The sequence below is a fragment of the Cellulomonas sp. HZM genome, assembly GCF_000708885.1.
Taxonomy (GTDB): domain Bacteria; phylum Actinomycetota; class Actinomycetes; order Actinomycetales; family Cellulomonadaceae; genus Cellulomonas.
Window position 1 is genome coordinate 26,286 of sequence record NZ_JEOE01000007.1, and the last position, 22,471, is coordinate 48,756.

Below are 22,471 nucleotides of genomic sequence, written 5' to 3' on the forward strand. Positions count from 1 at the left end.
CGCCGTGTGCTCCGTCCGGACGTTCCAGTCGTGGATCCCGGCGCAGGACCCGTCGGGAGGGTGTGCTCACGCGACCGACGAGCACCCTGAGATCTTACCGAGGGGGTGCGACACGACGCGCCCGCAATACGTCAGCCCCAGCGCCCCAGCCGCTGCGCGAGCAGCGCGAGGGCGACAGGGCCCGCGGTCGACGTGCGCAGCACGTGAGGCCCGAGGCGGACCGTGACGGCCCCGGCGCCGACCAGGCGCGCGACCTCGTCGTCCCCGATGCCGCCCTCTGGTCCGACCACGACGAGCACGTCGCCGCGCACGGGCAGCCGGACCGCGCCGATCGGCTCGGTCGCCTCCTCGTGCAGGACGAGCGCGACGCCGCCGCCGACGACGACCTGCTCGACCCGCACCGCGAGCGCCTTCGTGTCCAGCGCGCCGTCGACGTCCGGCATGCGCGTACGCCGCGACTGCTTGGTCGCTGAGCGCACGGTCGAGACCCAGCGCGCGCGGCTCTTGGCGGCCCTGTCGCCGCGCCACACGACGATCGAGCGGTCCGCCTGCCACGGCACGACGGCGTCGGCGCCGACCTCGGTGGCCGCCTCGACCGCCATCTCGTCGCGGTCCCCCTTGGCCAGCGCCTGCACGAGCACGAGCCGCGGCGACGGCTCGGGCTCGAGCACGCGATCGACCACGTCGAGCAGCACGCCCGCCGCGCTCACGTCGCGCACGACGCCGACGAGCCGTACCCCGGAGCCGTCGACCACGTCGATGCGCTCCCCCACGCCCCTGCGCTGCACGACCCCGGCATGCCGTCCCTCGGGGCCGTCGAGCAGGTACGTGCCCTGCTCGGGCAGCTCTGCGCCCTCGACGAGGAAGACGGGCGCGCTCACCGGCCGGTCACCGCCCGGAGAGCTTGTCGCGCAGCTTGCCGAACACGCCCTGGTGCGAGGCCGCGAGCCGCGCCTCGGGACGCTCCTCGCCGCGCAGCGCCGCGAGCTGGCGCAGCAGGTCGGCCTGCGCGTCGTCGAGCGCGGTGGGTACCGCGACGTCGACGTGCACGTGCAGGTCCCCGCGACCGCCGGCGTGCAGGTGGCCGACGCCGAGCCCGCGCAGGGTCACCACCTGCTCGGGCTGTGTGCCCGGGCGCAGGTCGACCTCCTGCGGGCCGTCGAGCGTGTCCATGGTCAGCACCGTGCCGAGCGCGGCGGCCGTCATGGGGACCTGCAGCGTCGCGTGCAGGTCGTCGCCCTCGCGCACGAACGTCTCGTGCTTGCGCTCACGCACCTCGAGGTACACGTCGCCCGCGGGGCCACCCGCCGGGCCGACCTCTCCCTGGCCGGTGAGCCGGATCCGCGTCCCCGTGTCGACACCCGCGGGCACGTCCACGGCGAGCGTACGCCGCGAGCGCACGCGCCCCTCGCCCGCGCACTCGGTGCACGGCTCGGGGATGACGTCGCCGAAGCCGTGGCACGCGGCGCACGGCTGCGTCGTCATGACCTGGCCGAGGAACGAGCGGGCCACGCGCTGCACGGTGCCGCGGCCGTGGCACACGTCGCACGTGCGCGGGGACGTCCCGGGGCGGCAGCACGAGCCCCCGCACGTCGGGCACAGCACCGCGGTGTCGACCGGGACCTCGCGGTGCACGCCGAACGTCACGTCGCGCAGGTCGAGATCGAGCCGCAGCAGCGCGTCCTGGCCACGGCGAGCGCGCGGGATGGGCCCGCGCTGCGCCTGCGCACCGGTCGCCGCGCCGAAGAACGTCTCGAAGATGTCCTGGAACCCGAACCCGCCGCCTTGGCCGCCGCCGGGCGACGACGGGTCGGCGCCCATGTCGTACGCACGGCGCTTCTCGGCGTTGCCGAGCACGTCGTACGCGCGCGAGACGTCCTTGAAGCGCTCCTCGGCCGCCGGGTCGGCGCCCGCGACGTCGGGGTGGTTCTCGCGGGCGAGCTTGCGGTACGCCTTCTTGATCTGCTCGGGGCTCGCGTCGCGCGCGACGCCCAGGATCTCGTAGTAGTCGGTCACTCGTGCTCTCTTCCGAGGGTCAGGCAGGTGCCAGGCAGATGTCGGGGCGGCCGCGGCGCAGGGCTCACGAGCCGGCCAGGATGCGGGTCAGGTAGCGCGCGACGGCGCGGACGGCGGACATCGTCGCGGGGTAGTCCATGCGGGTGGGGCCGATCGACCCGACGCGCGCGACCGCGCCGTGCTCGTCGCCGTAGGCGGTCGTGACGAAGCTGGTCTCGAGCAGCCCGGCGTGCTGCGTCTCGTGGCCGATCCGGACGGTCACGGGCACGGCGTCCTCGGCCATGTCGGACAGCAGGCGCAGCAGCACCACCTGCTCCTCGAGCGCCTCGAGCACCGTCCCGAGCGTCCCGGTGAAGTCGGTGCCGCCCCGCGCGAGGTTGGCGGTCCCCGCGAGCACCACGCGCTCCTCGCTGTCGAGCGCGAGCGTCTCCTCGACGACGGTCACCACGGCGCGCACGAGCGGCACGTCGGCCGGCTCGAACGCGTCGACGAGCGTCGCGAGCGCGTCCCCGAGCTGGGGCAGCCGCCGGCCGGCGACGCTCACGTTCAGGTGCGTCCGCAGCCGTGCGACGACGAGCTCGTCGAGGTCTCGCTCGGCCTCGACCGTGCGCTGCTCGACGCGTCCGGTGTCGGTGATGAGGACGACGAGCAGGTGGCGCGGCCCGACGGGCACGAGCTCCACGTGCCGTAGCGCGGAGCGCCGCAGCGACGGGTACTGCACCACGGCGACCTGCTGCGTGAGCTGTGCGATGAGGCGCACGGACCGGTCGACCACGTCGTCCAGGTCCACCGCGTCCTCGAGGAACGATCCGATCGCCCTGCGCTCGGCGCCCGACAGCGGCTTGACCGTGGACAGCCGGTCGACGAACACGCGGTAGCCCGCGTCGGTCGGGACGCGACCCGCGGAGGTGTGCGGCTGCGCGATGTAGCCGGCCTCCTCGAGCGCCGCCATGTCGTTGCGGATCGTCGCGGGCGAGACGCCCAGGGAGTGCCGCTCGACGAGCGCACGCGAACCGACGGGCTCACGGGTCGCGACGTAGTCCTCCACGATCGCGCGCAGCACGTCGAGCCTGCGGTCGTCGCTGCTCATCGCTCCCCTCCCCTCGGCCGGTGCTCGTCCGGGTGGCGCGCCCCCCGGTAGCACTCACCCTCTCCGAGTGCCAATCCTACGACGACCTCCGACACGACCGCCGGGCACCGCCGCTCCCGGTGGACGGCGACCTACTGTGACGGGCGTGACCCACGACCGCTACGGCTCCGACGTCCTGTCCTCCGCACCGGCGCAGCACCACCGGCAGCCGCGCACGTCGCGCCCCCACGCGGCGGAGCCCGGGCTCGTCGTCGAGGAGGTCACGACGGGCTGGGTCGGCGCCGTGGTCCGCGTCGAGAAGTCGGGCGGCAAGCACGTCGTCGTCCTCGAGGACCGCCGCGGCCGCACACGCACGTTCCCGCTCGGGCCGGGGTTCTGGGTGGACGGCGAGCCCGTGGTCCTCACCGCGCCCGTGCGGCAGGCGCCCGCCCGCCCGACGCGCACCGCGTCCGGCTCGGTCGCGGTCGGCGGCGAACGGGCGCGGGTCGCGCGCGGGAGCCGGATCTGGGTCGAGGGGCGGCACGACGCCGAGCTCGTCGAGCGCGTGTGGGGTGACGACCTGCGCCACGAGGGCGTCGTCGTCGAGCTGCTCGAGGGCGTGGACCACCTCGTCGACCGCCTGCGCGAGTTCGCGCCCGAGCCCGGCCGCCGCGTCGGCGTGCTCGTCGACCACCTCGTCGCGGGTTCCAAGGAGAGCCGGATCGCGGCTGACGCCGTGCGCGCCGCGCCGCGTGGCACGGTGCTGGTCCTCGGGCACCCCTACGTCGACGTGTGGCAGGCCGTGCGTCCGCAGCGCGTCGGGCTGGACGCGTGGCCGACGATCGAGCGCGGCACCGAGTGGAAGCGCGGGATCCTGCGCGAGCTCGGCTGGCCCGCGCAGGACCAGGCGGACGTCGCACGAGCGTGGCAGCGCATCCTCGGCACGGTTCGCACGTACGCCGACCTCGAGCCGAGCCTGCTGGGCCGGGTCGAGGAGCTCATCGACTTCGTGACCTCCTGACCCGGCCTCAGCACGTTCGCTGCGCGTTCGCTGCAGGTCACTGCACGGGCGCGACCGGCTCCCCGAGCAGCCGGCGGTACAGGTAGCTCGTCGCGACGAGCACCACGGGCACCGCCACGAGCAGACCGAGGCCGCACAGGACGGCTCCGATGACGAGCGCGACGACGGCGAGCACGTAGAACAGCACCGTGACGCCGAGGTTCTTCGTCGTGAGCTCGAAGCTCGCCTTGATCGCGTCGACCGGTGCGAGGTTCTTGTCCACGACGAACCACAGCGTCAGGAACACGACGAAGTTCACGGCGAGCGAGATCGCCCACCCGAGCACCGGGATCCACGAGACGAAGCTGACGACGAGGTTGATCAGCGCGAGCAGCAGCGCCGTGACGATCACGTTGCCGGCGTTCTCGAACTTGAAGAAGTCGCCGAGGGCGACACGACGGCCGTACGTGATCTGCAGCGACGCACGGACGAACGCCGCCTCGACGAGATAGGTGACCAGCCAGCCGGCCGTGCTCACGGCGATGAACGCGAACGAGAACCCGAGGCGCACCACGCTGCCCGCGTCGTCGCCCGCGATCGCCGACGCACCGCCGAAGATCGCCCACACGATCCCGACGACGACCGCCGCGATCACCAGCCAGATGAGCGTCGCCGCGATGAACACCCCGCCGTTGCGCGTGAACGCGTTCCACCCGTACGAGAAGGCGACCGTGGCAGGCGACGGCTCGACCGCCGCGTAGCCGCCCGGGGGCGGCGCCTGGCCGGGCTGCGGCGGCGGGTAGGCACCGGACGGTGCAGCACCGCCCGAGGGCGCGGCGCCCGGGGGCGGGTAGGCACCCGACGGCGGAGCAGCGGGCGGCGGGTAGGCGCCGGGCTGCGGATCGGGAGCCGGGGGCTGGTAGGGCGGCGCCGGCGGAGCGGACGCGGGCGCGCCGGGCTCGATCACCGGCTCGGGCGCCGCGGGTCCCGGCTCGACCGGCGGCTCGGCGGCTGGGCCCGGGTCAGCCGGGGCTTCCGCTGAGCCGTCTGCGGACGGCACCTCGGGTGCCGAGGCGTCGGGCACCTCGGGCGGCGTCGTGGCGTCCCCGTCGGGGTCTCGCGGCGGCTGCGCGCCGGGCGTCTCGCTCATGGGCGTTCCCTCCTGCGACCGGCCCCGACGCTCGTCGACGACACTCGGGGGCCGTCGCACGTCAGGGGTGCTCGAACCGAAACGTACCGGTCATACTGGTCGCCCACACCACAGGAGGCACCGTGTCGACGCCAGCACCCGTCCCGCCCGCGCAGCCGCTGCGCCCCGACGACGAGCGGACCTGGGCGATCCTGGGCCACCTGCTGCCTCTCGTCGGTCTCGGCTTCCTCGCCCCGCTCGTGATCTGGCTCGTGTTCCGCGGGCGGGGCCCGTACCTCGAGGACCAGGCCAAGGAGTCGCTGAACTTCCAGCTCACGCTGCTGATCGCCTACGTCGTCGGCGCGATCCTGGTGATCGTGATCGTCGGGATCTTCGTGCTGATCGCTGCCGCGATCGCCCAGGTGGTGTTCTCGATCCTCGCGGCCGTCGCGTGCAGCAGGTACGAGTGGTACCGCTACCCCCTCAGCATCCGCTTCGTGAAGTAGCGCGGCTCCCCCACGCGGGCGCCTCGCCCGTCTAGCGTGCGGACCGTGGCACAGACGCGCGACGACGCCCGGCGGCCCGCCGAGCCCGACGACGACCCCGCGGTCGGGCAGGAGCGCCGCGCGCGGCTGATCGACGTCAACGACGGCCTCATCGCGTCGGCGGGCATGGTCGAGGGCGTCGCGCAGGCGCACGCGTCGTCGTCCGTGATCCTCGTGACCGGCATCGCGACCGTGCTCGTGGGTGTCGCCGCGGTCGCGGGCATCCGGTACGCGGAGGCGTCGGACGAGCGGGATGCGCACGAGGCGCTCGTCGCAGCCGAGCGGCGGCGGATCACCGTGGACCCGGAGGCCGAGCTCGCCGAGCTCGCGTCGATCTACGAGGCCAAGGGGCTGGACGCCGCGCTGGCGCGGCAGGTCGCGGAGCAGCTCAGCGCCGACGACCCGCTCGCCGCGCAGCTCGACGCCGAGTACCGGCTCGACGAGCTGGGCCCGTCGGTCCCGCCGCTGCGAGCCGCGGCGCTCACGGCGGGCGCGTTCGTCGGGGGCGCGGCCGTCCCGCTCGTCGTCGCCGCGCTCGCGCCGGCGTCCGTGCGTGTCGCGCTCACGCTCGTGACGGTCGTCGTCGCCCTCGTCGTCAGTGCCACGCTCGCCGCCCGGTCCGGGCACGTGCCGGTGCCGCGCGCGATCGTGCGGACCGTCTCGATCGGGCTCGCGACGATGCTCATCACGATCGCCGCGGGCAGCCTGCTCGACCTGAGCTCGGCCGAGGTCGACCTGGACCTCGACCTGTAGCCGCACGCGGTCGTCGGGGCCGGTCGTCGGGGCCGGTCGTGGGGGCCTCAGTCGTCGAAGCCCGCGAGCGCGCGCACGACGAGGTCCGCGAGCAGCCGCCCGCGCAGCGTGAGCACGAGCCGACGCCCGGCGAGCGCGGCGCGCCCGTCGACCAGCCCGTCCGCGACGAGCCCCGCGACACGCGTGCGTGCCGCGTCGTCGAGCGCGTCGAGCGGCATCCCCTCGGCGAGCCGCACGCCGAGCATGAGCCGCTCGAGCGCGGCGGCCTCGTCGTCCACCACCTCGCGCCCGACCGCAGGGCTGTGCCCCGCCTCGAGCCGGGTCGCGTACGCGCGCGGGTGCTTGACGTTCCACCAGCGCACGCCGCCGACGTGCGAGTGCGCGCCGGGGCCGATCCCCCACCAGTCGTCGCCGCGCCAGTAGGACAGGTTGTGCCGCGACGCGGTGCCCGCGGTGCGCGACCAGTTCGACACCTCGTACCAGTGCAGGCCCGCGCCCTCGAGCAGCTCGTCGGCCAGCTCGTACTTCGCGGCCTGGTCGTCGCCGTCGGGCAGCTCGAGCTCGCCGCGGCGCACCTGCACCGCCATCTTGGTGCCCTGCTCGACCACCAGCGCGTACGCCGAGACGTGGTCGACACCGGTCGCGAGCGCGGCCTCGAGCGAGGTGCGCCAGTCGTCGAGCGACTCCCCCGGCGTGCCGTAGATGAGGTCGAGCGAGACGTCGAGGCCCGCGTCGCGCGCCCAGCGCACGACGTCGGGGATGCGCCGCGGGTCGTGCGTGCGCTCGAGCGTCGCGAGCACGTGCGGCACGGCGGACTGCATGCCGAACGACACGCGCGTGAACCCGCCGGCCGCGAGCGCCGCGAGCGACTGCGGGGTCACCGAGTCGGGGTTCGCCTCGGTCGTGACCTCGGCGCCGTCGGCCAGCCCCCACGAGTCGCGCACCGCGCCGAGCATGCGGACGAGGTCGTCGGCCGGAAGGACGGTCGGGGTGCCGCCGCCGACGAACACGGTCGACGCGGGACGCGGCGGCAGCCCGGCGGTCGCGAGCACGCCGCGAGCCAGCGCGACCTCCCGCACCGCGGTGTCCGCGTACGAAGCCTGGCTCGCACCGCCGCCCAGCTCGGACGCGGTGTAGGTGTTGAAGTCGCAGTACCCGCACCGCACGGTGCAGAACGGCACGTGCAGGTAGACGGCGAACGCGCGCTCGTCGGCGCCCGCGAGCACCGACGCCGGCAGCGAGCCGTCGAGCGGCGCCTCGTCCCCGTCGGGGAGGGCCGGGCTCACTTCTTCTTCGCGTCCTTGGCGTCCTTGGGCGCCGCGGCGTCCGACGAGAGCGCTGCGATGAAGGCCTCCTGCGGCACGTCGACCCGTCCGATTGTCTTCATGCGCTTCTTGCCCTCCTTCTGCTTCTCGAGGAGCTTGCGCTTGCGCGTGATGTCGCCGCCGTAGCACTTGGCGAGCACGTCCTTGCGGATCGCGCGGATGGTCTCGCGCGCGATGATCCGCGAGCCGATCGCGGCCTGGATCGGGACCTCGAACTGCTGGCGCGGGATGAGGTCCTTGAGCTTGGCGGTCATCATCACGCCGTAGGCGTAGGCCTTGTCCTTGTGCACGATCGCGCTGAACGCGTCGACCGTCTCGCCCTGCAGCAGGATGTCGACCTTGACCAGGTCGGCCGACTGCTCGCCGATGGGCTCGTAGTCGAGGCTCGCGTAGCCGCGCGTGCGGGACTTGAGCTGGTCGAAGAAGTCGAACACGATCTCGGCCAGCGGGAGCGTGTAGCGCATCTCGACGCGCTCCTCGGACAGGTAGTCCATGCCCTGCAGGTCGCCACGCTTGGACTGGCAGAGCTCCATGATCGCGCCGATGAACTCCGACGGCGCCAGGATCGTGGCCTTGACGACGGGCTCGCGGACCTCGCGGATCTTGCCGCCGGGGAACTCGCTGGGGTTCGTCACGACGACGTCGCTGCGGTCCTCCATCGTGACGTTGTAGACGACGTTCGGGGCCGTGGAGATGAGGTCGAGGTCGAACTCGCGCTCGAGCCGCTCACGGATGATCTCGAGGTGCAGCAGGCCGAGGAACCCGACGCGGAACCCGAAGCCGAGCGCCACGGACGTCTCGGGCTCGTAGTTGAGCGCGGCGTCGTTGAGCTTGAGCTTGTCGAGCGCGTCGCGCAGCGCCGGGTAGTCCGAGCCGTCGATCGGGTACAGGCCCGAGAACACCATCGGCTTGGGGTCCGAGTACCCGCCGAGCGCCTCGGCCGCGGGCTTGGAGGCGTTCGTGACGGTGTCGCCGACCTTGGACTGGCGCACGTCCTTCACGCCCGTGATGAGGTAGCCCACCTCGCCGACGCCCAGCCCCTTCGTCGGGACCGGCTCGGGCGAGATGACGCCGATCTCGAGCAGCTCGTGCGTCGCGCGCGTCGACATCATCGAGATGCGCTCGCGCGGGTTGAGGTTGCCGTCGACCACGCGGACGTAGGTGACCACGCCGCGGTACGTGTCGTACACCGAGTCGAAGATCATGGCGCGCGCCGGGGCGTCCGCCTGCCCGACGGGCGCCGGGACGAGCTCGACGATGCGGTCCAGCAGCTCGGTGACGCCCGCGCCGGTCTTGCCCGACACCTTGAGGCAGTCCGCGGGGTCGCCGCCGATGAGCTGCGCGAGCTCCTCGGCGTACTTCTCGGGCTGCGCGGCCGGCAGGTCGATCTTGTTGAGCACCGGGATGATCTGCAGGTCGTTCTCGAGCGCGAGGTACAGGTTCGCGAGCGTCTGCGCCTCGATGCCCTGGGCGGCGTCGACGAGCAGCACCGCACCCTCGCACGCCGCGAGGCTGCGCGAGACCTCGTACGTGAAGTCGACGTGGCCCGGCGTGTCGATCATGTTGAGCGCGAACGGCGTGCCGCCGACCTCCCACGGCATGCGCACGGCCTGCGACTTGATGGTGATGCCGCGCTCGCGCTCGATGTCCATCCGGTCGAGGTACTGCGCGCGCATGGCGCGCGAGTCGACGACGCCCGTGAGCTGCAGCATGCGGTCCGCGAGGGTCGACTTGCCGTGGTCGATGTGCGCGATGATGCAGAAGTTGCGCAGGAGCTCGGGAGCGGTCGCTGCGGGGGCGATGCGCGACGCGGCGGCGGCACTCGGGATCGGGGACACGCGCTTGCTGCTCTCCTCGGGTCGCCAGGTTGGCGCTCGTTCGACGGGCTGTGACCGGCGCGCACCTCGTCGGGTGTCAGGGGCCGGGTCCACCATCGTCCCATGACGACGGCCGTTCCCTCGCCTCCCGCCGCCCTCGACCACCTCGCGCTGCTCGCCGACGTGCAGGGGCAGTTCCTCACGACGATCCCGCTCGTCGACCCCCGCACGCCCGTCCCCTGGTGCGGCCGGTGGCGCGTGCGCAACCTCGTCGAGCACCTGGCCCGCATCCACCACTGGGCCGCCGGCCAGGCGCGCCGGAAGCAGGAGACCCCGCTGGGCCGCGGCCCGTTCGACCTCGAGTCCTTCTACGCGACGAACGCCGACGAGCTCCTCACGACCCTGCGCACCCTCGACCCGGACGCCCCCGCGTGGACGCTCGACGACAGCGGCGTCGTCACGTTCTGGCGCCGCCGACAGCTCCACGAGACGCTCGTGCACCTGTGGGACCTGCGCACCGCGGGCGGCCTCCCGCTCGACGTGGCGCCCGAGGTGTGGGCGGACACCGTCGACGAGGTGGTCACGGTGCTGCAGCCCCGCCAGGAGCGCATGGGCCGCATGGAGCCGCTGGCCGCCTCGATCGAGCTGGTGGCCGACGACACGGACCGCACCTGGCTGCTCGGCGGCACGGGCGCGCACACCGCGAGGGTCGAGGGACCGGCCTCGGTCCTCGCGCTCCTGCTCTGGGGTCGCGCCGAGCCGGCGGACCCGAGCCTGCGCGTCGACGGCGACCCGACGCAAGCGCTCGCTGAGCGGCTGACCCCGTAGCGCACGCCGACTCATGTCAGGCCGGCACGCCGATGCCACTCCCGGCTCCGCCGCCCGCGGGGCGCCTGCGACGTGAGGTGCCACGCTCGGCACCGGGAGCACCAGTGAACGGTGACCGGATGCTGCCGCCCGGATCTGTCGGCAACGAGGATGGCGAGCACTCGCCCGGCCGCTCGCGGGTTCGGGTAGGGGATCTTGGTACACACGGGCACGACCGCTTCTCTCGGCAGCGGCACGCGCGGAGCTCATGGCTCCGTCCGTGCCTGGGCCTGCCTCATGTGCGCGGCGCCGCGAGTGGCTCGATGGCCTCGACGCTGAGAACCTACCGGCGCGGTGAGCGCATGGATACGCCCGCACGAGCGACATCCGCCGGATCTGCCGGTCGTCAGCGTCGGCCGTCGGTCCCGCCCTCGGCCTGCTCAACGGCCACCCGCAGCCGCGTGAACTCCTCGGCCAGGCGCGGGAGCGGGTAGTGCGCGTTGAGCCCGCTCGAGTTGGGCAGCACCCACGCCCGTGCCCCGCCGATCAGGCGCGGCTGCGGTCCGACGACCGCGGCCCGGTCACCGAAGGCGGCCCGGTACGCGCCGACCCCGAGCACCGCGACCCATGCGGGTGCCCAGCGGGCGGCACGCGCCTCGAGCTCACGCCCGCCCTCGACCAGCTCCGCCGCCGTCAGCTCGTCCGCGCGCGCGGTCGCCCGGGCGACGAGGCTCGTGATCCCGAGCCCGCTCGCGAGCATCGCGTCCTTCTCCCACGGCTCGAGCACGCGGTCCGTGAGCCCGGAGGCTGCCAGCGCGGGCCAGAACCTGCTCCCGGCACGCGCGAACGGCAGCCCGACGGCAGCCGAGTACAGCCCGGGGTTGTACCCGCAGAACAGCACCCTGAGCCCGGGCCGGATCCAGTCGTCGATCGTCCGCCCCTGCGCCGCCGCGACCTGTGCCCGAGAAGGTCGATCTCGCGGGGGACCCTGCCGTGGAGCGGTCGACGTCATCGACCGATCGTCTCCCCGGTCATCCTTCGCGCTCGGCCGCACAGACGCAGACCTGGACCTGCGCCTCGGAGGTGAACGGCGCGCGGGACCAGTCCCCGAATCGTTCGACGAGCCGAAGTCCGCCGAGCGAGAGCAGCAGCGGCAGCTCCTGGGGAAAGATGCTCCTGATCTCGAGCGGGACGACGACGAGGTCGGCCTCCGCGTCGGTCGAGAAGAACCACGTCCCTCGCGTCACCTGCGCCTCGGCGTCGTAGGTCTCCGCGACGTCGACGTGCACCTCACCGCGTTCGGGGTCCACGAAGGTCAGCGCGTCACGGCGACGCCGCTCGCCATCGGCCTGGGCCAGCATGCGCACGCTGGGGTTGAAGACGTCGAAGACGAGCCGTCCGCCGGGCGCCAGGTGCCGGCTCACGGCCCGGAAGCAGCTCTCGAGATCCTCCGCCGCGTGCAGGTGGAGCAACGAGTTCGCCGCGATGAGCACGAGGTCGAACGTGCGGCCCAGGTCGAAGTCGCGCATGTCGCCCTGCACCCACGCCACTTCGACGCCGCGCTCCGTGGCCTTGCGCCGTGCCTCCGCGAGCATGCTCGGCGAGAGCTCCAGGCCCGTGCACTCGTGCCCGTCGGACGCGATCGGGATCAGCTTGCGGCCCGTGCCGCTCCCGAGCTCGAGGACGGACCCGCCCTGCCGGTCGGCCTCGGCCCGGTAGAAGGCGACGGCCCGCTCGTCGCCGGGGAACAACCGGTCGTACAGCTGTGCGTCCGAGTAGAACTGGTCGCTCATCGCCCCCACCCCGTGGTCCGGTGCCCCTTCGAGCTCCTTGTCGACGGGCGTCTGAGCAGCCATTGTCGCGACGCCGTCGACCTCTTTCGTCGATCCCGACCGTCGTGACGCCCGAAGTTCACGCCTCCCGCGTGATCTCCACCCGCACGTCCAGCTCCTCGGTCCCGGCCCCCGCGTAGATCCCGCGCAGCGGCGCCACGTCGTCGTACGACCGCCCGCGCGCCAGCACCACGTGGTGGGAGCCGACGGCGACCCGGTTCGTCGGGTCGAACGCGACCCACTCCCCGGCCCACCACTCGACCCACGCGTGCGACTCCCCGACCACCGTCGTGCCGATCTCGCCGCCCGTGACGGGGTGCAGGTAGCCCGAGACGTACCGCGCCGGGATGTCGATGGCGTGCAGCGCTCCGACGACGAGGTGCGCGATGTCCTGGCAGACGCCGGCGCGTGCCGCCCAGGCCTCGGTGGCGGGCGTGTGCACGGCGGTGACGCCCGGGATGTACTCGACGTGCTCGCGCAGCGAGCGAGCGACGGCCTCCGCCGCTGCCCCCGGCGGGAGGTCGCCCGCGGCAGCGCGCGCGAGCTCGACGACGTCGTCGGGGACCTGCGTCGTCGACGTGTCCGCGAGGTACTCCGCGAGGCGGTCCCGCACCGCGGGCGAGCGCAGCTCCTCCCACCCGACCGACGACGACGGCTCGGGCCGGTCGGCGACGTCGACCAGATGCTCCGCGGTGATGACCATCGATCGGTGCGGCGTGAGCACCTCGAAGGCGGTCACGGCCGTGCCCCAGTAGTCGCGGAAGTCGTGCGTCCACGTGTGCGGCTCGATCGTCATGCGCGTGTCGAGCACCGTCTGGCCCGCCTGCGAGACGGGCGTCATGCGCGCCTCGTTGTACGACGCCTGCACGCGGCCCGCGTACCGGAACGTCGAGGTGTGGACGACTCGCAGCCGGCTCACAGCGCCTCCCCCACCCAGGTGGTCGTGGACACGGACGGGAAGTACTTGCCGCGGATCGCGTCCGACGCCGCGGAGCACGCGCGCTGCACGCGTTCCATCTCGCGCGGCAGCTCCTCGAGCGTGTCGGACAGCGGTCGGTACTCGAGGCTCGTGCGGACGAAGCCGATGTGCCGACGCGCCTCGTCGATCGACGCGCGGTCCGCGACCGGCTCGAGCAGTGCGAGGCACTCCTCGGCCTGGTTGAGCGCGAAGACGATGGACCGCGGGAACAGCCGGTCGAGCAGCAGGAACCCCGCGGCGCGCTCGTCGGACGCGCCGCCGCGGTAGGTGCGCAGGAACGCCTCGTGCGCGCCGCACGAGCGCAGCAGCGTCGTCCAGCCCGGACCGGCGGAGCCCGCGAGCGCGCGCGTGGTCAGCAGCCGGGCGGTCATGTCGGCGCGCTCGATCGAGCGGCCCAGCACCATGAACGTCCACGTGTCGTCGCGGGACGTGGCCGAGTCCATGATCCCCGCGACGATCGCGGCGCGTTCGCGCACCCACGTGAAGTAGTCGTGCGGCCGCTGCGGGCGCATCTGCGACGGCAGCTGGTTCCACGTCGCGTTGAGGCACTCCCACAGCTCGGTCGAGACGATCTCGCGCGCGCGCCGGGCGTTCTCCCGCGCGGAGACCAGGGCGCCGGCGATCGACGACGGCGACAGGCGGTCGTAGGCCAGCGTGTCGAGCACCTGCTCGCGCCCCACCTGGACCGACGAGGGCGGCGCGGGCCGGTCCATGACCGACAGCAGCGAGCGGCAGGCCAGGTCCTCCTCGGCCCACGGGTCTTCGAGCAGGATCTGCACGTGCACGTCGAGCAGGCGTGCCGTGTCGTCGGCCCGCTCCACGTACCGGCCGATCCAGAACAGCGACTCCGCGATGCGGCTGAGCACTCACACCACCCCCGTCTGCTGCTGCTGCATGACCTGCACGCGCACGTCGTGCGGGTTCGCGTCGATCGGCACGGCGTTGTCGACCGCGACCGGCACGGGTGCGGTCCGGGGCGCGTCCCGACGAGGCGGCCGGCCGCCGATCACCCACGTGTCCTTGGACCCGCCGCCCTGCGACGAGTTCACGACGAGCTGCCCCTCCGGGAGCGCCACGCGCGTGAGCCCGCCGGGCAGGACGAACACGTCGTCGCCGTCGTTCACCGCGAACGGGCGCAGGTCGGTGTGCCGCGGGCGCAGGCCGTCCTCGACGAGCGTCGGGATGGTCGACAGCTGGATGACCGGCTGCGCGATCCAGCCGCGCGGGTCGTCGAGCAGGCGCGTGCGCAGCGCGTCGAGCTCGGCGCGCGACGCCTTCGGGCCGACGACGAGCCCCTTGCCGCCCGAGCCGTCGACGGGCTTGACCACGAGCTCGTCGAGCCGGTCGAGCACCTCCTCGAGCGCACCCGGGTCCTCGAGCCGCCACGTGTCGACGTTCGCGAGGATCGGCTCCTCGCCCAGGTAGTACCGGATCATGTCGGGCACGTAGGTGTAGACGAGCTTGTCGTCGGCCACGCCGTTGCCCACGGCGTTCGCGATCGTCACCGTGCCGTTGCGCGCGCACGTCATGAGGCCGGGGCTGCCGAGCAGCGAGTCCGAGCGGAACGAGACCGGGTCGAGGAAGTCGTCGTCCACGCGCCGGTAGATCACGTCGACGCGCCGGCGGCCCTGCGTGGTGCGCATCCAGACGCGCCCCTGTGCGCAGAAGAGGTCGCGCCCCTCGACCAGCTCGACGCCCATGGTCCGCGCGAGCAGCGAGTGCTCGAAGTAGGCGGAGTTGAACACGCCCGGGGTGAGGACGACGACGGTCGGGTCGTCGACCCCTGCCGGTGCAGCCGCCATGAGCGCGCGGAACAGTCGGCGCGGGTAGTCCGCGACCGGCCGGATGCGCATCGACGAGAACATCTCCGGGAACGACTGCGCCATCGCGCGCCGGTTCGACAGCACGTAGGACACGCCGCTGGGCACGCGCACGTTGTCCTCGAGCACGCGCCAGCCGCCCAACGAGTCCCGCACCAGGTCGATCCCCGAGACGTGCACGCGCACCCCGTTGGGAGGCTGGATGCCGCGGGCCGCGCGGTGGAAGTGGGTCGAGGACACGATGACCGAGCGCGGGATCACGCCGTCGGCGACGGCCGTCTGCTGGCCGTACACGTCCGCGAGGAACGCCTCGAGCGCCTTGACCCGCTGCGCGACGCCGGGCGCCACGTGGTCCCACTCGTCGGCGGCGATGACGCGCGGCACCACGTCGAGCGGGAAGGGCCGCTCCTCGCCCGCGAAGTCGAACGTCACCCCCTGGGTCAGGTACGAGCGCGCGAGCGCATCGGCCCGCAGCTGCAGCTCGCCCGCCGTCATCTGGGCGAGCGACCGGTGCACACCTGCGTACGCGAGGCGTGCGCCGGTGTCGGGATCGAGCATCTCGTCCCACGCGGAACCCGGCGGGTACTCCTCGAACAGGTCGGCCATGTCCGGACGATATTCCCGCCGTGTTGCGCGCGCGTGACGAGCGACGCCGCTGTGGAACATCCGCGTCACACGACCGTGCGTGCGGGTAGGTTGCGGCGCGTGGCGAACCTCACCCCGACCTTGCTGCGAGCGCTGCGCAGGCTGCTCCAGCCGGGTGCTCGCAGCGGCGCGGCCACGCGCAGCGCCTCGCCCCCGGGGACCGTGCCGGGGACGACGAGCGGCACGCGCGCGAGCTCGTCCGACGGGAGCGTCCCCCGTCCTCCGGGTCGCCGGACGACCGCCACCACGACTCGTCGACGCGGACTGCCGGACCATGTCGGCGCGATCGACCCGCGCAGCATCGAGTACGCGCCGGATCTCGACGGCAACGCCGACCCCGGCGAGATCGTGTGGACCTGGGTGCCGTACGAGGAGGACGCCTCGCAGGGCAAGGACCGCCCGGTGCTCGTCATCGGCCGCGACGGCGACGACGTCCTCGCCCTGATGCTCACGAGCAAGGACCACTCGCGTGACGACGCACGCGAGGCACGTCGGGGGCGCCACTGGCTCGACATCGGCTCCGGTCCCTGGGACACCAAGCGCCGCGAGTCCGAGGTGCGCCTCGACCGGATCCTGCGCGTGGACCCGGACGGCATCCGCCGTGAGGGGTGCGTCGTGGACCACGACCTGTTCGACCGGGTCGTCGCCGCGGTACGCGACCTGCCGACCCGCTGACGAAGCGCCGACGGCTCCCTGCCCGTCCGCCCACCCTCCGGCGAGGCGCCGCCCGCCCCGGCGGCTGCCGTGCCTGCGGGGCCTGGTAGACTTTTCCCTCGCGTGTCCGCCCAGGTCGGCGGGCACTCGCCCAGCTCCTCTCCGAGGGTGTCCCCACGCCCCAGTCCCGGAGCTGCGCGCGCCCTCTACGACCTGTCAGATCGCTTCGGCGAACGCACAAGAGAGTCCACACGTGGCCAACATCAAGTCCCAGATCAAGCGCATCACCACGAACGAGAAGGCGCGCCTGCGCAACAAGGCCGTCAAGTCCGAGCTGAAGACGCACGTCCGCCGCGTCCGCGAGGCCGTCGCCAACGGCGACAAGGACGCCGCGCAGACCGCGCTCGTCACCGCGTCGAAGAAGCTCGACAAGGCCGTCTCGAAGGGCGTCATCCACGCCAACCAGGCCGCCAACAAGAAGTCGGCGCTCGCGAAGGCCGTCGCCGCTCTCTGAGCCGACGCCGCAGCGCCACCGAGAGGCGCCGTCCCCACCACGGGGCGGCGCCTCTCGTGCGTCCAGGACCGAGCGTTCCTTTCGCCTGGCACCGCTCACCCATATGGACGAATGTCCGGAAGTCCCCGAGTCGAACGGGTGACCAACTTCGCCGCCAGATTCGTCCCGCATCGTGAGAGCGGGTGATCTTTCGTGCGGGGAGAGCGATCTCCCGGGCATCTGCGACAAAGAGCAAGAATTCCGCCCGCTCTGCCGTGGTCCCACGTACGGGTGATGTGCTTGCATGAATCCATGACGCCCGACGACGCAGACGTGCGGCTCGCACGACTCGCTGCCGCGGTCGAGGACGCGATCCCCGACTCGCTGCGTCGCGCGTGGGAACGGCGGCTCTGCGCCGAGCCCGTCCTGGTGGCTCGGCAGGCGATCTTCGGCTCCGAGCTCACGCCGGTGGCCTACCATCTCTCGTACCGCGCTCCTGGCGAGCAGACGGCCACCGCGACCACCTGGAGCGAGGCGCAGCACGACCGCGCCACCGCGCACGTGCTGTCCGCGACGTTCGGCCGGGCGGACATCGAGCACGTGGCCAACGGGCTCCCGCTCGTCGTGCGCTGCACGCGCCCGTACCTCGTGGGTGACCTCAAGATCCCCGCGCTCCCGGAGCGGCTCGTCGTCGAGATCCCGCACGGGGTCACGATCGACACCGAGGTGCTCGCCGGCGTCGCCCGCCTGCGCGAGGCCGGGTTCCGCATCGGCCTGCCGTCGTTCGTGAGCAGCCTGAACCAGCGGCTCCTGCTGCCCTACGCCGACTTCGTCAAGATCGACGTGCGTGACCTCGACGTCGAGGGCAGCCCCGTGGTGCAGCTCGCACGTTCGCACGGGGCCCGGCTGGTCGCGGAGTTCATCGAGACGCCGGAGAGCCTCGACGAGGCGCGCGCGCTCGGATTCACGCTCTTCCAGGGCAACCTCCTCGAGCGAGCAGGGGTCCTCGACCGTGCCGGCGCTCGACCCGTGCAGGACTGAGCCACGGCACCGGCGTCATCCTCGCGTCGCACACCCCTCTCATCGGGTGTGAACCCGCTCGCGCCACGCACCCGGCTCCCCGGCCGGCCGCCGGTCGCGCGGCAGCCCATCTGGACCGCTGACGGTCGTCTGTACGCACACGAGCTGCTGTACCGGTCCGCCGACGGGCTCGCGGTCGGAGTCGACCTGTGGGACCCGCCCGACCAGGACCTCGCCACGGCGTCCGTCCTGGAGGCGCTCGACGACGAGCCCGACGAACGCGGCGTGCTGTCGTTCGTCAACGTCACGCGGTCCTATGTCGTGGGCCGTCATCGGCTCCCCCGCCCGGACGACGGGCTCGTGCTGGAGATCGTCGAGACGGTCCCCGCCGACGACGAGGTCCTGGCCGGGCTGCAGCGTCTGCGCGAGCTCGGCTACCGCATCGCGCTCGACGACTTCGCCGCCGAGGCCCACCAGGTCGCGATGCTGCCCTACGCGCACTACGTGAAGATCGACTGCCGCGAGCTCGTGCAGCACGGGACCGCGCTCGTCGAGCTCGCCCGACGGGACGGGGCGATGCTGGTCGCCGAGCGGCTCAGCAGCTCCGCGCTCGTCGACCGGTGCGTGAGCCTGGGCTTCGACCTCTTGCAGGGCGACGCGCTCGGACCCGCGACGACCGCTCGGAGCTGACGGCCCGAGGCTGACGGCTCGAGACTGACGGCCCGACGCTGACGGTCGGGCGAGATGGCCCGCCCCGGTCGTCCCGGAGCAGCCCCTCGTCAGGTGCCGGACGCGGCCGCCACGCGCAGCACCGCTCGCTCGACCGCGAACCGCGGGTCCCTGCCCGCACCCTTGACCTCGGCATCCGCCTGCGCCACCGCCGTGATCGCGGCCGCAAGACCCTCGGGCGTCCATCGCCGCAGCTCGCTCGTCGCACGGTCCACCTGCCACGGTGCGAGGCCCAGCTCGCGCAGCGCCGCCTGTCCCTGGCTGCGCACGGCACCCACCTTGGCCAGCGTGCGCAGCTTCGCCGCGAGCGCGGCGACGATCGGGACCGGGTCCAGGCCGGTCGCCATCGCATGCCGCAGCAGCGCGACGGCCTGGCCGGACTGGCCCGCGACGGCGGCATCGGCGACGCGGAAGCCGGTCGCCTCGATCCGCCCGCCGTAGTAGCGCTCGACCGCCTCGGCCGAGACGAGTCCTTGCGTGTCCGCGACCAGCTGGGAGCAGGCCGCCGCGAGCTCGCGCAGGTCGCTGCCCACGGCGTCGACCAGGGCGCGAACAGCCTGGGCGTCGGCCCGTCGGCCCGCGCGGCGCATCTCGGCCGTGACGAAAGCGGTCTTGTCCCCGTCGGACGTGATGGCGTCGCACGAGACCGTCGGGACCGAGGCCGCCTTGAGTGCGTCGAGCAGCTTCTTGCCGCGCTGGCCGCCGTTGTGCCGCAGCACCACCACGACGCCCGCGGCGGGCCGGGACACGTAGTCGCCCACGTCCGCGAGCATCTCTTCCGAGCCCCGCTCCAGGCCGTCGAGCACGACGAGCTTGTCCTCCGCGAACAACGACGGGCTCGTCAGGACGTCGAGCGCGCCGGGGGCGTACTGGTCCGCGTCGACGCGTGAGACCTCGACGGACGGGTCCGCCTCGCGCGCGAGCCGGACGAGCCGGTCCACGGCCCGGTCGGCGAGCAGCCCCTCCGAGCCGCGCACCAGCACCACGGGCGCGAGCGCGGCCTGGTCCCACGGCACCCCCTCGGGCACGCCGGAGCGCGCGCTGCGGCCGGCGGGACGGCGGGCGGAGGGAGGCACGCGCACAGCCTGCCACGTCGCACCGACATCCCTGCGTCACCGGGAGCGGTGCCCGCCGGCCGGGCCTGCTCCGGCGCCTCGCCGCGCGCGGGTCACGTCCCGGCACCCCGACGACGCCGCAGGAGCAGCACGGCCGCGCACACGCACGCGAGAGCGAGGACGACGGCGCCGACCGGGCCCGGCAGCCACGCCACCTGCGCGCCGGGGGCTCCCGCTGCGGCGCGAGCGACCGCACCGATCCACCAGCACGCCGCGCCCGCCGGCCAGGCGAGCAGCTGTCCCGCCGCCGGCCAGACCGTGCCCACGACGCCCGCGCCCAGCCCGCAGAGGGTCGCCGGCGCCACGGCGGGCGCCGCGGCGAGGTTGGCGACGACGGACCACGTCGACACCGACGGCGTGAGCAGCACGACCACCGGCGCGCACGCGAGCTGCGCGGCGACAGGGACGGCGAGCGCCGTCGCGACGGGCCGCCCGCAGCGCGAGGACCACCGCACCGCGAGCGGACCGCCCAGCACCACGAGCCCGCCGGTCGCGAGCACCGACAGCGCGAACCCGATCTCGGTGGCGAGCCACGGGTCGAGGACGAGCAGCACGACGCACGCCGTGGCGAGCGCCGCGGTCGCCCTGCCCGGCCGGCCGAGCACGATGCCGAGCGCGCCGACGAGGCCCATCACGGCTGCTCGCACCACGCTCGCGGACGGGTGCACCAGCAGCAGCATCGTCAGGCCGGCCGCGACCGCGCCGGGGGCTCTCAGCCACCTGGGGGCGCGGACCGCGCCCAGGCCTGAGAGCACCAGCGCACCCACGAGCGCGAAGTGGGCGCCCGAGACCGCGACGAGGTGGGTGAGCCCAGCGGTGCGCATCGCCGCGGCGAGGTCGTCGGAGACGCCTGACGTGTCCCCGACCGTGACGCCGGGCAGGAGCCCCGCCGCGTCGCCGCGCATGCGGGCCGCCTGGGACGCGACCGACGCACGGACGGGAGAGGTCACGGCGACGGGTGCGGGCGGGGCGTGCAGCACCGTCCACCGCGCCGTCAGGACGATCGTGGCGGCCGATCGTCGACCGCGTGGCTCGACCTGCAGCGTGCCGGTCAGCTCGACCGTGCTGCCGAAGGGCGGCGCGTCGACCGTGCTGGTGGGCTGTGCCCCCGCGCGCGGGTCGGTCGCGTGCGCGAGCACGCGCACGGGCGCCGACACGGCCCACGCGGTCGGACCGCCCGACGCGGGCGCCAACCGGCGCACGTCCGCCGTCCACGCGACGCCCGGGGGGCCTCCGGGCCACGCCGCCGCCAACCGCTGCGGGTCGCCCGTGACCTCGGCGACCACGCGGACCGAGCGGCCGTCGAGCCTGCTCCACGGGCCGTCGTCCCGCACGTGCAGCTGGACGGCCGTCGCGAGCAGGACCGCGACCGCGACCCCTCCGGCGAGCACCACGACCGGCGCGACAGGATCGGCGACCGGCACCACGAACGAGAGCACGAGGAGGACGACGAAGGTCATGCAGGCCACCGCGCCCGCCGCGACGAGCGCGTGCCCAGGACTGGCCCGCACGCCGCAGCAGGCCGCCGCGTACGCCGCCAGCGCTGCCGGGGCGAGGCGCACGTCGAGCCGGTCGCTCATACGCGCACCAGGTCGCGCAGCCGCGACATCAGCGCCGGCCCGATGCCGGGGACGTCCTGCAGGTCGTCGACGCTCGTGAAGCGGTGGTCCCCACGCCAGGTGACGATCCGCTCCGCGAGCACCGGTCCGATGCCGGGCAGGCCGTCGAGCGCGGACGCGTCCGCGGAGTTCAGGTCGACCAGCGCACCTCCGGCGCCAGCGCCCGTTCCCGGCCCGGACGGGCCGTCTGCCGGCGCCGGTGCTGGGTCGCCGTGCGCGGGCACGACGAGCTGCTCACCGTCCACGAGCACGCGCGCCAGGTTGATCGCGTCGAGGTCGGCCTTGCCCGTCGCTCCCCCGGCGGCGTCGACGGCGTCGGCGACCCGCGCCCCGGCCGGCAGCCGCACCACGCCCTCGTGCCGGACCCGTCCGACGACGTGCACGACGACCTGCGCCGTGGCCGGTCCCGTCGCCTCCGCCGCGGCCGGTTCCGAGGCGTCCGGGACGGCACCGCGAACCACCGAGGAGGTCCCCAACGGCTCGGGTAGGTCGACGACCGGTCCCGTGGGGCGCGACGCAGCCCACAGCGCGACGGCGCCGGCCACGAGGGCGAGCGCGACGAGCGCCGCGATCGCGGCACGCCACGTGACACGCCACCGGATCGCGGACGGCCGGGCCGCGGGCTCCGGCGGCGGTTCGAGGTAGGCCTCGCGTGCCACGACGAGCGCCGACGACGTCCGAGCCGGGTACCCGGCCGCACGGGCCGCGTCGATCCGTGCGTCGTCGGCACGGGCCGGCCCTCGCTCGGACCCCGCCGCGTCCTGCCAGGCACCGGCGTGCGGCACCAGGTCCGGCACGGGAGCGACCGGCCGGGACGGCACGAACGTGACGCGAGGCTCGAGGCCTTCGATCGGCGCGAGGCCGCGTGCGCCGGCCGGGTCCGCTGCCCGGTTCCGGCCGCGTGCGCCGGCCGGGTCCGCTGCCGGTTCCTCTGCCGGCCCGACGACCGCCGCGGGGACGTCGTGGGGTCGCAGAGGGTCGCGCGGGAACACCAGTTCTCGCACGGCCGGCTCCGGGCCTGCCGCGAGCGCCGCGAGACGCCGGCGGGCGGCGGCGGGATCACGCGGTCGGCCGAGCACCCTGCGACGCTAGGTCGGCACCCTC

Annotated in this window: 22 protein-coding genes; 8 read left to right on the forward strand and 14 right to left on the reverse strand. The window is 73.9% G+C overall.

The features are described from left to right. Positions 1–131: 131 nt before the first annotated feature. The 3 genes from AW16_RS0105880 to hrcA form a co-directional block, all read right to left on the reverse strand. Positions 132–881, reverse strand: coding sequence for a 16S rRNA (uracil(1498)-N(3))-methyltransferase (locus tag AW16_RS0105880; protein WP_029288960.1), 750 nt, complete (start codon positions 879–881; stop codon positions 132–134). Between the two features lie 7 nt (positions 882–888). After that, positions 889–2,016 (reverse strand): molecular chaperone DnaJ, encoded by a 1,128-nt coding sequence (gene dnaJ / locus AW16_RS0105885; protein ID WP_029288962.1) that lies wholly within the window; start codon positions 2,014–2,016, stop codon positions 889–891. Between the two features lie 64 nt (positions 2,017–2,080). Further along, on the reverse strand, positions 2,081–3,106 hold the full coding sequence (gene hrcA / locus AW16_RS0105890) for a heat-inducible transcriptional repressor HrcA (protein WP_029288964.1): 1,026 nt from the start codon (positions 3,104–3,106) through the stop codon (positions 2,081–2,083). Between the two features lie 145 nt (positions 3,107–3,251). On the opposite strand from hrcA, the gene AW16_RS0105895 reads away from it, so the two are divergent. Then, the gene (locus tag AW16_RS0105895) at positions 3,252–4,106 is read left to right on the forward strand and encodes a DUF3097 domain-containing protein (RefSeq protein ID WP_029288966.1); all 855 of its coding nucleotides are present in this window, start codon (positions 3,252–3,254) and stop codon (positions 4,104–4,106) included. Positions 4,107–4,143: 37 nt separating this feature from the next. On the opposite strand, the gene AW16_RS0105900 is transcribed toward AW16_RS0105895, so the two are convergent. Then, a complete protein-coding gene (locus AW16_RS0105900; RefSeq protein WP_029288968.1) occupies positions 4,144–5,235 on the reverse strand; it encodes a hypothetical protein in 1,092 nt (363 codons plus the stop codon). A 122-nt stretch (positions 5,236–5,357) separates the two neighbouring features. On the opposite strand from AW16_RS0105900, the gene AW16_RS0105905 reads away from it, so the two are divergent. Next, the gene (locus AW16_RS0105905) at positions 5,358–5,720 is read left to right on the forward strand and encodes a DUF4870 domain-containing protein (protein WP_029288970.1); all 363 of its coding nucleotides are present in this window, start codon (positions 5,358–5,360) and stop codon (positions 5,718–5,720) included. Positions 5,721–5,765: 45 nt separating this feature from the next. Then, the gene (locus AW16_RS0105910; protein WP_051681700.1) at positions 5,766–6,512 is read left to right on the forward strand and encodes a VIT1/CCC1 transporter family protein; all 747 of its coding nucleotides are present in this window, start codon (positions 5,766–5,768) and stop codon (positions 6,510–6,512) included. 47 nt (positions 6,513–6,559) lie between these two features. Here AW16_RS0105910 and hemW read toward each other — a convergent pair whose 3' ends face one another. Then, a complete protein-coding gene (hemW, locus tag AW16_RS0105915; RefSeq protein WP_029288973.1) occupies positions 6,560–7,798 on the reverse strand; it encodes a radical SAM family heme chaperone HemW in 1,239 nt (412 codons plus the stop codon). Beyond that, positions 7,795–9,675 carry a translation elongation factor 4 gene (gene lepA, locus AW16_RS0105920; RefSeq protein WP_029288975.1) on the reverse strand — a complete coding sequence of 627 codons (1,881 nt, stop codon included), beginning with the start codon at positions 9,673–9,675 and terminating at the stop codon, positions 7,795–7,797. Before lepA ends, hemW begins: the two co-directional genes overlap by 4 nt. A gap of 102 nt (positions 9,676–9,777) precedes the next feature. On the opposite strand from lepA, the gene AW16_RS0105925 reads away from it, so the two are divergent. Then, a complete protein-coding gene (locus AW16_RS0105925) occupies positions 9,778–10,482 on the forward strand; it encodes a maleylpyruvate isomerase family mycothiol-dependent enzyme (RefSeq protein WP_029288977.1) in 705 nt (234 codons plus the stop codon). Between the two features lie 385 nt (positions 10,483–10,867). Here AW16_RS0105925 and mug read toward each other — a convergent pair whose 3' ends face one another. The 5 genes from mug to AW16_RS0105950 all read right to left on the reverse strand — a co-directional run bounded on the left by mug (position 10,868) and on the right by AW16_RS0105950 (position 15,698). Further along, entirely contained in the window at positions 10,868–11,473 is a 606-nt protein-coding gene (gene mug / locus AW16_RS0105930) for a G/U mismatch-specific DNA glycosylase (RefSeq protein WP_051681701.1), read from the reverse strand. A gap of 19 nt (positions 11,474–11,492) precedes the next feature. Then, complete coding sequence (locus AW16_RS0105935; protein WP_029288981.1) at positions 11,493–12,254, reverse strand: class I SAM-dependent methyltransferase; 762 nt, start codon at positions 12,252–12,254, stop codon at positions 11,493–11,495. Positions 12,255–12,372: 118 nt separating this feature from the next. Beyond that, positions 12,373–13,212, reverse strand: coding sequence for a transglutaminase family protein (locus AW16_RS0105940; RefSeq protein WP_029288983.1), 840 nt, complete (start codon positions 13,210–13,212; stop codon positions 12,373–12,375). After that, complete coding sequence (locus AW16_RS0105945; protein ID WP_029288985.1) at positions 13,209–14,138, reverse strand: alpha-E domain-containing protein; 930 nt, start codon at positions 14,136–14,138, stop codon at positions 13,209–13,211. Before AW16_RS0105945 ends, AW16_RS0105940 begins: the two co-directional genes overlap by 4 nt. After that, positions 14,139–15,698 carry a circularly permuted type 2 ATP-grasp protein gene (locus AW16_RS0105950; RefSeq protein ID WP_034648182.1) on the reverse strand — a complete coding sequence of 520 codons (1,560 nt, stop codon included), beginning with the start codon at positions 15,696–15,698 and terminating at the stop codon, positions 14,139–14,141. Positions 15,699–15,797: 99 nt separating this feature from the next. On the opposite strand from AW16_RS0105950, the gene AW16_RS0105955 reads away from it, so the two are divergent. From AW16_RS0105955 to AW16_RS0105970, 4 genes are all read left to right on the forward strand, one after another. Beyond that, on the forward strand, positions 15,798–16,412 hold the full coding sequence (locus AW16_RS0105955) for a type II toxin-antitoxin system PemK/MazF family toxin (protein ID WP_081861486.1): 615 nt from the start codon (positions 15,798–15,800) through the stop codon (positions 16,410–16,412). Positions 16,413–16,644: 232 nt separating this feature from the next. Then, entirely contained in the window at positions 16,645–16,905 is a 261-nt protein-coding gene (rpsT, locus tag AW16_RS0105960) for a 30S ribosomal protein S20 (RefSeq protein ID WP_029288990.1), read from the forward strand. 291 nt (positions 16,906–17,196) lie between these two features. Beyond that, a complete protein-coding gene (locus AW16_RS0105965) occupies positions 17,197–17,925 on the forward strand; it encodes an EAL domain-containing protein (RefSeq protein ID WP_034648183.1) in 729 nt (242 codons plus the stop codon). Between the two features lie 48 nt (positions 17,926–17,973). Then, on the forward strand, positions 17,974–18,594 hold the full coding sequence (locus AW16_RS0105970; protein WP_029288993.1) for an EAL domain-containing protein: 621 nt from the start codon (positions 17,974–17,976) through the stop codon (positions 18,592–18,594). A gap of 89 nt (positions 18,595–18,683) precedes the next feature. On the opposite strand, the gene holA is transcribed toward AW16_RS0105970, so the two are convergent. The 3 genes from holA to AW16_RS18735 all read right to left on the reverse strand — a co-directional run bounded on the left by holA (position 18,684) and on the right by AW16_RS18735 (position 22,446). Continuing rightward, entirely contained in the window at positions 18,684–19,709 is a 1,026-nt protein-coding gene (gene holA / locus AW16_RS0105975) for a DNA polymerase III subunit delta (protein WP_029288995.1), read from the reverse strand. 92 nt (positions 19,710–19,801) lie between these two features. Next, complete coding sequence (locus tag AW16_RS0105980) at positions 19,802–21,328, reverse strand: ComEC/Rec2 family competence protein (protein WP_051681702.1); 1,527 nt, start codon at positions 21,326–21,328, stop codon at positions 19,802–19,804. Further along, the gene (locus tag AW16_RS18735) at positions 21,325–22,446 is read right to left on the reverse strand and encodes a ComEA family DNA-binding protein (RefSeq protein WP_231495959.1); all 1,122 of its coding nucleotides are present in this window, start codon (positions 22,444–22,446) and stop codon (positions 21,325–21,327) included. Before AW16_RS18735 ends, AW16_RS0105980 begins: the two co-directional genes overlap by 4 nt. Positions 22,447–22,471 lie beyond the last annotated feature (25 nt).